The organism is Halocatena pleomorpha (genome assembly GCF_003862495.1).
Taxonomy (GTDB): domain Archaea; phylum Halobacteriota; class Halobacteria; order Halobacteriales; family Haloarculaceae; genus Halocatena; species Halocatena pleomorpha.
In genome coordinates this window covers 1-14,134 of sequence record NZ_RRCH01000010.1, presented here as the reverse complement: position 1 = coordinate 14,134, position 14,134 = coordinate 1, and the positions used below count along the sequence as shown (strand labels likewise).

The 14,134-nt window shown below is 58.4% G+C and carries 11 protein-coding genes; 5 read left to right on the top strand and 6 right to left on the bottom strand.

Annotated elements, in window-relative coordinates; genetic code table 11:
• Positions 1 to 219: 219 nt before the first annotated feature.
• The 3 genes from EIK79_RS05190 to glpA are packed head-to-tail and all read right to left on the bottom strand — an operon-like array spanning position 220 to position 4,471.
• The gene (locus EIK79_RS05190) at positions 220 to 1,536 is read right to left on the bottom strand and encodes an anaerobic glycerol-3-phosphate dehydrogenase subunit C (protein ID WP_124954065.1); all 1,317 of its coding nucleotides are present in this window, start codon (positions 1,534 to 1,536) and stop codon (positions 220 to 222) included.
• Positions 1,537 to 1,539: 3 nt separating this feature from the next.
• Positions 1,540 to 2,787 (bottom strand): glycerol-3-phosphate dehydrogenase subunit GlpB, encoded by a 1,248-nt coding sequence (gene glpB / locus EIK79_RS05185; RefSeq protein ID WP_124954064.1) that lies wholly within the window; start codon positions 2,785 to 2,787, stop codon positions 1,540 to 1,542.
• Positions 2,777 to 4,471 (bottom strand): anaerobic glycerol-3-phosphate dehydrogenase subunit GlpA, encoded by a 1,695-nt coding sequence (gene glpA, locus EIK79_RS05180; RefSeq protein ID WP_124954063.1) that lies wholly within the window; start codon positions 4,469 to 4,471, stop codon positions 2,777 to 2,779. The genes glpB and glpA overlap by 11 nt, the downstream gene beginning before the upstream one ends.
• 391 nt (positions 4,472 to 4,862) lie before the next feature.
• Between glpA and EIK79_RS05175 the strand changes: the two genes are divergently transcribed.
• A complete protein-coding gene (locus EIK79_RS05175; RefSeq protein WP_124954062.1) occupies positions 4,863 to 5,168 on the top strand; it encodes a hypothetical protein in 306 nt (101 codons plus the stop codon).
• A gap of 73 nt (positions 5,169 to 5,241) precedes the next feature.
• A complete protein-coding gene (locus tag EIK79_RS05170; RefSeq protein WP_233737953.1) occupies positions 5,242 to 5,790 on the top strand; it encodes an ArsR/SmtB family transcription factor in 549 nt (182 codons plus the stop codon).
• Between the two features lie 35 nt (positions 5,791 to 5,825).
• Here the strand turns inward: EIK79_RS05170 and EIK79_RS05165 are convergent, their stop codons facing one another.
• The gene (locus EIK79_RS05165) at positions 5,826 to 6,947 is read right to left on the bottom strand and encodes an ORC1-type DNA replication protein (protein WP_124954061.1); all 1,122 of its coding nucleotides are present in this window, start codon (positions 6,945 to 6,947) and stop codon (positions 5,826 to 5,828) included.
• A gap of 132 nt (positions 6,948 to 7,079) precedes the next feature.
• On the opposite strand from EIK79_RS05165, the gene dgoD reads away from it, so the two are divergent.
• The 3 genes from dgoD (at position 7,080) to EIK79_RS05150 (ending at position 9,536) form a co-directional block, all read left to right on the top strand.
• Entirely contained in the window at positions 7,080 to 8,231 is a 1,152-nt protein-coding gene (dgoD, locus tag EIK79_RS05160; protein ID WP_124954109.1) for a galactonate dehydratase, read from the top strand.
• A gap of 121 nt (positions 8,232 to 8,352) precedes the next feature.
• Positions 8,353 to 9,075, top strand: a complete 723-nt coding sequence (locus EIK79_RS05155) for a CAP domain-containing protein (protein ID WP_233737949.1) — start codon at positions 8,353 to 8,355, stop codon at positions 9,073 to 9,075.
• 53 nt (positions 9,076 to 9,128) lie between these two features.
• Entirely contained in the window at positions 9,129 to 9,536 is a 408-nt protein-coding gene (locus EIK79_RS05150; RefSeq protein ID WP_124954060.1) for a hypothetical protein, read from the top strand.
• Between the two features lie 569 nt (positions 9,537 to 10,105).
• Here EIK79_RS05150 and EIK79_RS05145 read toward each other — a convergent pair.
• Both EIK79_RS05145 and EIK79_RS05140 read right to left on the bottom strand, forming a co-directional pair.
• Positions 10,106 to 11,515: a sodium-dependent transporter gene (locus tag EIK79_RS05145; RefSeq protein ID WP_124954059.1), complete on the bottom strand. Its 1,410-nt coding sequence runs from the start codon at positions 11,513 to 11,515 to the stop codon at positions 10,106 to 10,108.
• Positions 11,516 to 11,647: 132 nt separating this feature from the next.
• Positions 11,648 to 13,648, bottom strand: coding sequence for a MutS-related protein (locus EIK79_RS05140; protein WP_124954058.1), 2,001 nt, complete (start codon positions 13,646 to 13,648; stop codon positions 11,648 to 11,650).
• Positions 13,649 to 14,134: the final 486 nt, after the last annotated feature.

Here is a 14,134-nt window from a genome sequence, read left to right as displayed (position 1 = left end):
GGCTTCAACAGTCTTGTGCGTTTCAGCTACCTGCTCCCCATCGAAGACAGCTTGGAGCTGCCGGAGGGACTGCCTCTCGATGAGGGCTCGACGGCCTCACTGAACGATTCGTCGTCATATTTTTTCGATTTGGTACGTTCGTAGACATGGTCTTCGAGCCGCACCTGGTGTAATTGGTGAATCGACGTTGCTTCTCGACATCGCTCACTGGGAGGCGTATCAAACCAGTGCTTTCTCGATCAGTTCGAGTGGATGGTTGATCTCGTAGCCGGTGCCGTGTTCCATCTGCATCGCACAGGTTGGACACTCCGTCAGTCCGGTAGTTCCCGCAGCGTCCTCCATCTCCTCAAACATCTCTTCGCCAATCTCCATCGAGTAGTCGTATTTCTCTTCTTTCCAGCCGTAAGTGCCGGAGATTCCAGAACAAGAATCACCAACGTCCTCGATCGTGGCACCCTCAAGCTCGTCGAGCAGTTCGAGAGCCTGCCGGTGAAGTCCTTGATTACGAGCGTGACACGGGGCGTGGTAGGCCAGCGCGGGCTCGTCTTCGAGTTCGGTCTCGCTGATCGCTTCGTCGAGATCTTCATGGAGACGCAGATACTCGATCGCCTCGTAGGTGTGCGTGGCAACCAGTTCGGTATCTTCGAAGTCAAACAGCTCGGGATACTCCTGTCGGAGCGCCATCGAACAGGAGGTACACGAGCAGACGATGTCATACCCCTCATCGATCAACTTCGAAAAGGTCTGGACGTTGAACTCGGCGGCCCGACGGGCGTCTTCGAGCATCCCATTTGCGAACATCGGCGTTCCGGAACACCGCTGCTCGGGAACGGCGACCTCATAGCCAAACGACTCGAACACGCGCACCAACGCCTTTGCGACTTCTGGCGTGTTGAAGTTCGAGTAATCGCCGTGGAAATACGCGATTCGTCGGTCCTCGCTTTCGATTTTCGACCCGCCGCGTTCGTCGTACCACTCCCGGAACGTTTGTGTGGCGAACGCGGGAAACTCCCGTTCGCTCGTGATACCGAGCAGCTGCTCGTTGAACCACTTCGTCACGCGGTTGCCCATCACGAAGTTTGTCAATCGGGGTACACGACTCCCGAGACGCGCGAGTCGCCCGTAGTTGGCGAGGATTCGGTTGCGCACGTACTCCCGTGACAGCTTGCTCATTCCCTCAACGTACTCGCCTCGGGCCGTGTTGTGCATCTGGCTCAACGGGACACCTGATGGACAAGCACTATCACACCGCATACAGTTCGAACAGGACATGATCGAGTCGTCGATGTCCGTGTCCTCCGATCGTTTCAGTCGCCACTGCTCTGGTCCCTGAAACTTCGGTCCGGGAAATTCGTCGTCCACCTCGGCAACTGGACACGACGTATCGCACGCTGTGCATTTGTAACAGTTATCCGCGCCCGGGCGGAGATCCGTCGTCCGTTCATCGCTCGGCGGTACGGTCGTTTCGGCGGTAGCCACCTCTGCCGTTTGTTCGCTCGATAGTCGATCGTGGTCAGTGTGTTGGTCGTTGCTCATGGGTCAGATCGCCTCGGCTGCGAGTCGTCCTGCGAGTGCGCCGGTTGCGAGTGAGATTCCACTGCCGGATTTTTCGGCCGCGATATTCGCGCCACCAAGGACGCTTCCCGCGGCTCTGAGATTCTCGTGTTCGACGGTGCCCTGTGCGTCGACTGGCCGGAGTTCGCCGTCCGAAACGACACCGAAGCGGGCAAACGGGTGATCCCCGAAGGCGTCTCCGCAGAACCAGTCGTATCGATCCTTCGGATGGGGGACGTGGCAATCGAAGATCGGTTCGTGAACACCGTTTCTGTCGGAGTCGATCCCTTTCCCGACGAGTCCCCCCGTGGCGAGCACGAACTCCGACGCGTGGTAGGGATGAGGAGTGTGATTTCCGCGATCGACGAGCACCGAGCTGACGCGATCCCCCGCAGTTTCGCGGCCGACGACCGGAACGCCGGTAGAACGGTGTACGCCAGCCGCGTCCAACGCCTCGGACAGTCGATCCACCAGCCGAAGTCCGGGGAGACTCGGCGGCCCGCCGGGGAGTTCGAAGACGGAGACCCCAAGGTGAGATTCGAGGCTGGATCGGACCGACCCGTCGTTATCCCTGCCTAGCAGCGCCGGGAACGCGACGCGTTCAGCTCCGTCGAGATGAGATTCGACCGTCTCAGCGAGTGCCGCCGTCGTTTCCTCGCGTTCGAGTGCCGTCGCAAATCGGGTGTATTTCGCGTCGACCCTGAGATCTGCAGGGAACGGAACCGTCACCCCACGGGACGCGAACGGAACGTTCACAGCTTCAAGATGGTCGGCAGCCAACGGTGCGTCGAAGTCAGGGAGCGATTCAAACCCCACGAGCAGCGTCTCCCGGTCGTTTCCGATCCCGGCGGCCATCGATCGGGGATACCGCGCTGTCGGTTTGACCGTTCCCTGTTGGGTCGGCACGAGCGCGTTCCGGTCGGTGTGGGTACCGGCGTACAGATCGCCCGTGATCTCATCGAACAGTGCGAGACCCTCCCGAATCCCGGACTCTCCGACGACGGTGTACGGATGCTCGTCGGGCAACTCGTCCAGTGCATCGAACGGATTCACAACCGGTTGGTCACCCTCAGTGGGGTAGCCGAGTACGTCGATGAGACCGCTCGCGTGGCGGAGCGTGCTCTCTTTGTGGGAAATGAGACGAACGGACGCACCAGCCTTTGCCGCCGACAACGCGCTCATGCTTCCGGCGAGTCCTCCACCGATGACGATCACGTCATCGCTAATCGCCATCCGAAGCCCTCGTTCGTTCGATACCCGTGTCGAAGGCGTCGAAATCCAGCGTCTCCTGTCGCGCAGGGTCGTGGTCACGATTCATTGTCGTTCCATGAAGCACGTGGTTCAACATCGCTTGTGAGAGCTGCTCACCCCACAGAGCGTGTCGTTGTCCTTTCCAACGCTCTTGATACAGTTCATCGAGCGCCGTCCGAACGGTCGGCTCCTCGTGTTCGGGGTGGAGTTCGTTCGCCATCCGGTGACAGCACAGCCCACCTTGACAGTTGCCCATCGAGGCACGGGTCCGGATGCGGACGGCGTTGAGGTCCGTTCCAGACTGATCGATCGCGTCCTGTATCTCCGCGCGCGTTACCGCCTCGCACTCACACAGCACGGGGTTGGGACCGTCGGTCGTCAGCACCTCCTCGGCGCGACTACCGAGCCGCTGGGTGCTCCGGCGGCCGATCGGGGATCGGAGTCCGAACGCCTCCATGTGGTCTCGGAGCACCTCGAAGTCCTCGCTGCCGGGCAACGGTTCCTCTGCGGTCCGACAGTCGGCCTTGCTCCCGAACTGTTCACACACGTGATTAGAGATCCGTTCGGCCATCAGCCGATAGGTAGTGAACTTCCCGCCGACGATGCTGGTCATCCCCGCCAGTCCATCACGCTCCTCGTGGTCAAGCAAAAAGAAATCCCGCGTGATGTCCGTCGGATCCGCCGTCCCCGTTCCTGGCGGTTCGTACAACGGCCGAACGCCCCAAAACGAGCGGATAGACCGAGACTCACGAAGGACGGGAATCAGTTCCGATAGCTCATCGATCATCAGATCGACTTCCCACTGTTCTTCGGGATACCCTTCCGGATCGTCCACCTCCTTGTCGGTTGTTCCGAGGATCGCCGTCGTTTCGTGGGGCACGATGATGTCCGCGTCGCCTTTGGGACGGCAGCGATTGATCACCGTATCGACCTGCCGAACGTTCATGATCACCATCGCTCCTTTCGAGGGGCGAACCTCGATATCGACTCCAGCCAGTTCACCGATCTGGCCGGCCCACGCCCCGGTGGCGTTCACGACGTAGTCTGCACGGATCTCTTCGGTCGTTCCCGGCGCTCGATGTGTGCGCTTTCCCGGTCCGGTGTGATGACGCACGTTACACCCGACCACCGTGTCGTCTTCAACCAGAACATCGGTGACTTCCGCGTGCGTCTCGATACGCGCCCCGTGTCGCTGGGCACTGAGAGCGTTGGCGACACAGAGCCGAAACGGATCGATCGCCCCGTCCGGTACGGCGATCGACCGTTCGACATCCTCGGCTAACGCCGGCTCTTTCGCTCTGGTTTCCGCGGCCGAAAGCACGGTTGTCGGAATGTCACACTCACGACAGCCCTGTAGCTTGTTCCGAAAATACTCACCGGAGTCCTCGGGTCGCTGGACGAACAACCCGCCGGTCATCTCTACACAGTGGCTGGCGATGTCGCGGAGAATACGGTTCTCCGCGATACACTCTTTGGCGCTGGCCTGATCCGCGACGGCGTACCGCCCGCCACTGTGAAGCAACCCGTGCATCCGCCCGGTCGTCCCGTTTGTGAGGTTGCCTTTCTCCACGAGCGTGATGTCGAACCCCCGCATTGCGAGATCACGGGCGATCCCACACCCGGTTGAACCACCTCCGATTACGAGCACTGTCGGAGCATTTACCATCGTATGGATGTACGTCGCCTACTACTTTACTTTATCTCTATCTCCTGGCCATCAGTAAAGATAATAAATGGATGAGGGGAGCTAGATCGAAATCCGATTGATACTGCTGAGAGACATCTATCCATTACTGATCACTGCTATCCAGTCCGAGTCATCCATCTATTTCTGGTGAATTACGGTTGGAACCATAGAGTCAGTAAAGATCGAGAAGGAGACAGTGAGTGAGAAAATCTTCCCATATACACCCAACCATCTGACAGATATACGGTAGTAACAGAAACGATGAGCTGGTACACGATATGAACATCGATCAAGCACGAACGTGTCGGTAGAGCGCTTAGAAGCAGCGAAATCCGGAACTGGTATTAGGGTTCGGTAAGATCCAGCACACATGTTCAGTTTCCTGTTTGTGACCCTCACTCTCGACTCGCTATTTTTGGGGACGGGATTGTTCACGTTGTGTATTGGGTTCGCGCTCGAATCAGTGCGGACCCGCAACAGTCGGGCAGGGGTACTCTCGATTGTCTGTGCGGTCGGGTTTGTGAGCATCATGGGAGGATTCGTGTCGTCCATCACGGTTGCTACGTACATACTCCTTGCAGCGCAGGTCGGTGGAATGGTGTTCTTTGCCCTCTTTTTCCGCCACTGGCTGCGTTCTCTCTCCCGACCGCTTCCCGAGCGTGACCGTCGATTTTGATCGGGCTGAATGTATCAAATGAAAGTTTGAAACATCAAAACGATCATGGGTGATGACGATATACAGTTATTTGATGAGTTTGTTGCCGCTACGTGGGGAGACACAATCGACCCCAAACGAGCCGCGCGTTCTCGGTCTCGATAATGAGGCGGCGGAGGAGGCCTTTGAGACGCTGACGGCCTCGACGACACGGAAAGTGCTATCGATCATCTACGAGCAGCCATCGACGCCCACAGAGATCCGAGACGAGATCGATACGTCATTACAGAACGTCCACTATCATTTGGGAAAGCTAGAGGACGCGGAACTCATCGAGCCGTCCGGCGTCGGTTATTCGGAGAAAGGAACGGAGATGACTGTGTACGCGCCGGCGAACGAAGCGGTGGTGTTGTTTGCTGGCCGCAAGTCCGACCGGCTTCGTCTCCGGGATTTTCTTCGCCGGGCGCTCGGTGCGGTCGTCGTGCTCGCCGGGGTGAGCACTCTCTTCAGCTTCCTGTTCAGCGTGAACAAAGCTGGAGCGGCCACTTCGCAACTCTTCATGGTCGATTCGGTGTTAATGTTCCTCGTGGGCGGTCTCTTCTCGATATTCGTTATCGGTGTGCTGTGGTATTTCGACCAGTGATTCCTTCTCGTGGTTGCACGGCACTTCGTCGTGGGTTACTCGATTCGTTCGAGCACAGCGGATTCCTCGTACGTTAGCGACAGTTTGCGCGACCGTCCGCGCCCGTCGACACTCGTGTACTCCGCGTCGATGAGATCAAGCTGGTCGAGTTTGTTAATGAGTTCTGAGTATCGGGTGTAGCCCAGTCCAGTTCGCTCTTCGAAGGATTCGTACACCACACCCGCCCGCTCGCCGTCGTGCTCTGCGATCGCTTTGATGAGCGCGATTTCGGTATCGCTGAGATCTCGCAGGCGGCGAGAGAGGTGGACGTACTTCGATTTATCGTACGCTCGGTCGACATCTTCGATATCGACTGTGGTGCTGGCGCGCAGTTCGGCGTTCAACCCAGCCCGTCGGAGGAGATCGATTCCCACCCTGATGTCTCCACCTGTCTTGGCGGTGAGCTTCGCCACTTGATCAAGGATGTCCGCCCCGGCAACGCCCTCGTGAAATCCACGGTCGACCCGTTCCTGTAAAATATCAATTATCTCCGGCTCGTCATACCGCGGAAAGTACACTTCCTCGGGCCGGAACACGCTCTGAACACGCGTATCGAGTTCTTCGATGATGTCGAGATCCAAATCCGAGGAGACGAGAATCACACCGATCTTCGCACCGGTGTGGGCTTCGTGTGCGCGTAAGAGTGAATAGAGCGTGTCCGACGCCTCACTCTCATAAAACAGGTAGTTCACGTCGTCGAGCGCGACGACGAGCACTTCCTCTTGTTCGACGAGGCGGTCAGTTATCTGTCCGAACAGCTTTTTGAATGAAATCCCGCTCGCTGGCGGTTCGTACTCGAACATCTCCTCGAACAACCGCGAGAAAACCGCATATCGGGTTGAATCAACCTGACAGTTCACGTGTGCAACGTTTACGTTCGATTGAGCCTGAAGCTCGGACGCGAGAAGCTGTAACGCTGTGGTTTTTCCTGTTCCTGATGGTCCTCGAACCATCACGTTCAGCGGGCGTGATCCCCGGACTGCGGGCCGCAAGGCGTACTGGAGCTGTCGTGTTTGTTCCTCCCGGTGGGGGAAGGTTTCGGGGACGTAGTCGATCTCAAAGACGTGTTCGTCTCGAAACACGGTTTCGTCCCACGACAGCATCTCCTCGTCCGACATTCCACATCCATCTCACCTGCGAGTACACATAAGGATTGGGCGCAAGCCGATCAGAACGGCTTCGACCGCGACAGCTCGTATTTGTCGATGAACACCAAACGCGTTATCCGTTCGCGTCCGTACGATCTCCAAATGGAGATCGTTGAGTACGAGCTGTTTGAGGTACCGCCACGATGGCTGTTTCTCAAGATATCGACGGATACGGGTCTCGTTGGGTGGGGAGAACCGATCGTCGAGGGACGAGCGAAATCCGTCCGGAGCGCCGTTGAGGAACTGATGGACACCTATCTGCTCGGGGCTGACCCCCGCCACATCGAGAAACACTGGCAGACGATGTATCGCGGCGGCTTCTACCGAGGTGGTCCCGTGTTGATGTCAGCGATCGCTGGGATCGATCAGGCCCTCTGGGACATCAAGGGCAAACAGTACGGCGCTCCCGTCTACGAACTGCTCGGTGGACGAGCACGGGATCGCGTTCGAGTGTATCAGTGGATCGGCGGCGATGAGCCGTCCGAAGTGGGACGGGCCGCCCGTGAGAAGGTTGACGCCGGCTTCACCGCGCTCAAGATGAACGGAACGGCGACGGTTCGCCACATTGACACCCCTGCCGTAGTCGATGACGCAGTACAACGGCTTGCCGAGGTCCGGGACGCCGTTGGTGAGAGCGTCGACATCGCCGTCGACTTCCACGGTCGGGTTTCGAAATCGATGGCCAAACGCCTCGTGGAAGCACTGGATCCCTATGATCCGATGTTCATCGAAGAGCCTGTGCTTCCGGAACACGAGGAAGCGCTTCCGGCGCTCGCTGCGTGTACGACGACGCCTATCGCCACTGGCGAACGCATGTTCTCGCGGTGGGATTTCAAAGACCTTCTCGAACAGGGCGTTGTTGATCTGATTCAGCCTGATCTCAGCCACGCTGGTGGCATCACTGAGGTGCACAAGATCGCCGCTATGGCCGAGGCGTACGACGTGGCTATTGCACCACACTGTCCGCTCGGACCGATCGCGTTGGCGTCGTGTGTTCAGGTGGACGCAACCTCACCCAACGCTCTCATCCAAGAACAGAGTCTCGATATCCACTACAACGAAGGCAGCGACGAAACCGAATATCTGACTGATCCGACTTTGTTCGAGTATGAGGCGGGGTACATCGATCTGCCGACCGAGCCGGGACTTGGCATCCGTATTGACGAGGAGACGGTGCGCGAACGCGCACAGGAAGCTGTCGACTGGCATAATCCAGTCTGGGAGCATCCCGATGGAAGCATTGCGGAGTGGTAACCGGGTTCTAAGGAGGAGCGGAGCGAATCCGTTCCATGGAGCGTACAGCCACATCCCGCCTGGTACAGTTGTTTCGGTGTCGATCTGATGCGGAACGATCTCCACTGAGGGAGTAGTAGCTATGCGCCAACCGATCGATCGATTTGTCGGTGTCGCGATGCGTATTCTGTTCAGTATCGTCCTAGTGTCGGTGCTGCTCTCAGTGGCCGTCTCGCTGGGAGCGGTCGACATCGCTCAGACAGACAGCGGAGCCATAGACACGCCGGAGCCACTCCCAGACTGGCCGCTCGTGTGGGAACTGCCAGTCGATACGAAACTCAACCCCGACCAGACACCACGCCACGCTGCCGGCGACGCCGTGAACGAGGGTGAACCACGCACGTCGGATCCGGGTTCTACGCGCTTCAACACCAGCGAGACATCGATACACTCCGAGACGATCGAAGCGCGTATTCACGATCAAATCAATACGATCAGATCAGAAAATAACCTCTCTCGCCTTGATCACAACGACGAAATCGCCAGCATCGGCCGGACCTACAGCTACGACATGGCCGAACGGGGATATTTCAGCCACGTCAGTCCCGAAGGGGAACGGCCTGATGACCGGTTAGGGAGCCTGTATCCGAGAACGTGTCGGGCTGTTGGTGAGAATCTCGCGTACGTCGGTCTTGTCGGTGCCACCGACGCCGACGAACTCGTAGAGCGGATCGTCACTGGCTGGATGAACTCGAAAGGACACCGTGAGAACATCCTCACCGGTCGGTGGGACAGTCAGGGTATCGGCGTCTACATCGGTGACGAGCGGGTGTACGCGACACAGAATTTCTGTGATGAGTGGTAAGGACTGTCTATCAATCAGTAATATAATATTTTCCGATCACATATTAACGCAGTATGAGCAATCAGCTGCCTGGAACACCCACGTCGCAACGCTGGGCGTGTGGGATGATCATCGGCAGTCTCGGACTAGTAACTGGGCTTGCCCACCTTGATCACCTGATTGAGGACGCGCATAGGTTTCCGGTCGTTTCTGGCATCCTGTTCCCGTTGGGTCTCTCGATGGGGTTACTTTGTGCCGGATACTGGCTGGTGAAAAGCGACTATGGAGGTGAACAGGCCGTGAGTATCGCTATCTGGAGTATCATCGGCGCTGTCGTTCTCACGCTTTCGGGGGTAGTCGTTCAACACTCTGTACTGGTAACAGGCGATGCGAAGGTCATAATTGTCCTTCCGAGTAGTGTGACGGAAGGCACAGCCGTCGGCTTCGTGTACGGTGTATACGCGATTTGGAGCGATGAGTAAGGAACGGAGAAAGCAGCAACCAGCAGAGCGGCAGTGTGAGAATGACGAGTGACATCCTCCCCGCCGTAAACGGCGGGGCTTCCTTACACAGGGGGAGCCCCGGCCCGGTGCCGAGTAGGTTCCAAGACTGACTTTCCCGGTGTCGGCGGGGCGGGGTTCGACCCTCAACCGGGAGCGTCTTGCGGCGCTGTCACGAGCGCTCCCATCCGCAAGCGAGTCATCACCGCGCGGTTCACACCTTTTGACCGGGCTTCCCGCGCACCGCAAACATGGGTGGAGTGCGGCCCGTCTCCCCCAGTGGCCTACCGGTAGGGAGATGGCGGAACCCGTGATACTGCGTGTGTCATGGCGTGGGCGAAACGTTTGGGGGCCAACCAGTGACGGCAGAAACGGAACATCCATGTTGGATTCACGCCCGTCCGCAGAACGCGAAGCGTTCTGCTGTGCGAACGAGACGCATCGCCTCTCGTCAACGCCGTGAACGACGGGACTCTCTCCTTGAAACAAGATAGAACACCATTCTATTCTGTGCGTCGTGATCCCGGTCTGGTTGCGCGAACGAACAGGCGCTAATCGTTGTTCGGGCGGCCGGCCTGAAAGAGCGACCCAGTGACTGGGAAACCGGTGAGGACTGTCAATCCCACCACCGCCACCGGTGGAAGAGAGATTCCGAGGAGATCGATGACGTTCGTATAGAACGAGAACAGCAGGAACAGCGGAAGGATCGTTCCAATAGTGTACCGCCACGGCACGCCGACCGCTCGCGCGATCGGCCCACCTCCCTTTGTGAACTCCTCGACGGCTTCATCACCGAGTATCCACGCGGCGTAGAGCATGAAGCCGATGAGTCCGAGTGTGAGGAGTTGGTTCACAATCGGGCCAGCGACGATTTCGAACACGTTCGAATCGAACGCGTTGATCGCGCCCGCACCCAAGACCAGTACGAACAGCCCTCCCGTAGCACGCGGACGATCGTACTCGAACTCATCGACGAGATACGCAACGGGAATTTCGAGCATGCTGATCGAACTCGACAACGCTGCCAACAGGATTGTGAAAAAGAACACCCCGCCAATGAGCCGACCCCCTGGAAGGGTAGCGAACGCGCCCGCGATGCTCACGAACAGCGCACCAGTACCGCCACTGGTCGGTTCACCCACAAACGCGAACAGCAGGGGAAAGACGACAAATCCCGCAAGCACACCGACACCGAGATTCAACAGGGCAATGATCGACCCGTCCGCTGGTAACGACCGATCCTCTTCGAGGTAGGAAGCGTACGTGAGCATCGTTCCGCTGCCAATCGAGAGCGTGAAGAGCGCCTGTCCGGCCGCTGCGCTCAACACGCTGAGGAAGTTATCAGCGAGATACTGCACATCGAATGCGAGATAAAATTCGTACCCGCCAGCGGTGTCGGGTTGGAAGAACGCCCACACTGCCAACCCCCCGAGAAGTAGTATAATTCCCGGTGTCATGAGTTTGGTCGTCGCCTCGATCCCCTTTCGAACACCCGCCATGACGATACCGACGGTCAAGAGCAAAAAGAACGCCTGATAGAGGAACGCGTGCGTGCCGAAAGCGATGCTGTTGAAATGGGCTGCCGGTTGGGTGAAGTATGCACCTGTGAAACTCTCGAAGAGATACCGGAGGATCCACCCACCGACGACGGTGTAAAACGAAATGAGCACGATCGACGTGACAACGCAGAGTCCGCCCAGTGCCGCCCAGCCGCGCCCTCCTCCGAGTGATTTGAACGCGCCTACTGGGTTCCGTTTGGAACGACGGCCGATGACGAACGACGCCAGCAGTCCCGGCACGCCGACACCAAGCACGATGACCAAATACACGAGTAGAAACGCGCTACCGCCGTTCTGTGCGGCCAGCCACGGAAACCGCCAGATGTTTCCAAGACCGACAGCGCTGCCGACGGCTGCGAAGATGAATCCTGCCCGTGAAATCCATGTTTCTCGTTCTCCCATGATGATGGTACTGGCTATTGAGTGGGGAGGTATAACTCCCTCAGTACTAACTCCAACCAAACTTATTTGGTACGATATTTTTTCCTATGGAATAGGATTGAATCAATATAAATCATTCGTTTCGGGGGTCGATCAGTCGGTGTCATCATCGAACCGTGCCAGCAATCGCTCGTAAAATCGGTGTTCGGTTTCGTCGTCGGTAGCGAGCTTTTCGACGATGAGTTCCGGCGTCGACCGTGCCAGCCGGCCTTTGACGGGCGAGCGGTTGACTTCTAACTGGCCGTCCACGAGTCCAACGGCTTGGATCCCGTCGATCTGCACGTCGATGTCGGCAGCGGCCTGAACCTCTTCGGCCAGATGGGAAACGAACACGCTCGTCGCCCCTTGTTCGTCTAGTGCCCCGAGGATGCCAGCGATGATCTTCGCGCTGGCTCCGGGTTCGGTGATGCTCTCTAGTTCGTCGACGAGAATCAATCGGTTCCCTGTTCCGGCAACGAGATCGCCAAACGAGCGGAGCGTCGCCTCGAACGCACCCGCATCGAGGGTTCCTTGGCTTTTGGCTTGGTAGTACAGCGAATCGAACCGTTCGAGTCGGGCACGAACAGCAGGAACGGGTAACCCCATCTGGGCGAGGATCACGACGAACCCGACGAGATCGATCAATGAGGTTTTGCCACCACTGTTCACGCCCGAGAGGAGTGCGTTGCCCTCAACGGTGTACTCGACCGGTTCGACCGCGTGAAACGGAACGTCGAGCAGTGGAGAGCGTCCACCTTCGATGTGAACGCCGGTTTCAGTTCCGTCGTGGTTGATGGTGGGCAGTGTACAGTCGAACTCTTGAGTGAACCGTGATACGGCGAGTTTAACATCGAGTTCGAGTGCTTGATCGACGAGCGTTTCGGCTGGGTCGCGGAGTACGGACAACTCGGACGCAAGATCAGCTTTCAATCGTTCGGCTCGACGATCACGGGCAGCTGTCAACTCCGTCCGGAGCTGCGACACGGTTTCTGGGCGTCGTTCGACTGGGAACGCTGGTTCATCCGGAAACACTCGCTCCGCGATAGCGTCGTACTCCTCCACGGCAAGCGTCTCACACAGGTGCTCTCGGGCCGCCTCGACAGCTTCGGTGAACTCCTCGGATAGCTCACGTTCGAGCAACGAATCGACGCGCGCACCCTGTTCGACGAGTGAGAGGAGATCAGCCCCCTCGATGGTGACATCGCGTTCTTGGATCGCGTCACGCAACTGGTCGTTTGCCACGCGTTCGGCGGTGGCGATCACCGCGTCGAGATCGTCAAGCGCGCGTTGGAGTCGGGCAAGTTCCTCGTCTCCCGCGATCGTTCCATCCCCGTTCAAGCGATCGAGACAGTCATCGAGTGTATCGAGATCACACGGCGGATCGAGTCCTGCGATCTCGTGGACCGACGCGGCAGCGCGCAGTCGGTCCCGGTTCGTGGCGAAGAACGAAAGCAGCCGTTCGGGGACGATCTCGTCGATCTGATCGAACGCGTCAGGGCGTACGCGCACGTTCTCTCCGAGATCCAGTCCGGCAAACGCTTCATCAACTGCGATCACTGTTGAGTAGCCACGGGCCAACTCGGAGAGGTCGCGGGCGTCATCGACCAGTTCCACTGATAGCGCTGGAAACTGCTGTTCGGCACGGGCGTACGTCTCGGCGTCGGCAGTTGCGACACACCGTTCTCGCACTCGCAGGTTGGTGGGGGACTCGATGGGCGACACGTCCGACAACGCCGCAAGCACTGCTGATCCCGGTTCGTGGTCGATGGCCTCGGCTACGAACGCCCTGACTTCTTCGATGCGCGACTGGCTGGTGCTCGGATACAGCGTTTCGAGGTGTTTTCGGGCGTGGTCTGTCACGGCGCGCTCTTGGAGCAACGACAGCGCCGACTGGTACAACTCGCGCGCGCGATCAGTTTGGAGGAACTCCGCCTGATCACCGTGTCGCTCGCGGATGGCGTTGCGAGCGATGCGGGCCGCGCGCCCCTCGCTGATGTTCGGTGCCCGTGCGATCGTCGTCACATCCCCCTCTCGGAGCGCACGCTCGGGATCATCAAGCGCAGACAACTGCTCGGCGGTTCTCGCGCCGACGCCCGGAACGGTCTCCAACTCCATCGACTGAGTGCTCGACACCGAAGGGAAAAAAGACTCCCACTTTTTTGCGTTCGGGTGGCCGGAGGCCACCCTCACGCAAAAAACCTGCAACGCGAGAGCAAGCTCTCGCTGGCTCCCCCTCGCTGCGCTCGCGGGAAGACTAAAAAAAGCCGCTCGCTGACGCTCGCGGTGACTACACCTGCGTCTTCCGCCGCCGCGACCGCTCCGCCTCCGCCACCGCACTGCGACCGCACGGTTCGGATTGCACTAGGTCTTATCAGTACGATATCATCCGACAGAACGCTTCCTGATCCGATAGTTCGGTCCCATTTCGGCCGGGATTTGACTGAAGAACAGTTGTTAGTCCAACACGACATTATTCGTTACATCAGTACCTTTATGTGTGATGGCGGAGGCAACGATAAACGAGGACGCCAGTGGCGCGGAAGCGCGTGCGCGTTCACTGAAACGCGCCGGGTGTAGCACCACCCGACGCTGGGGTTCTCA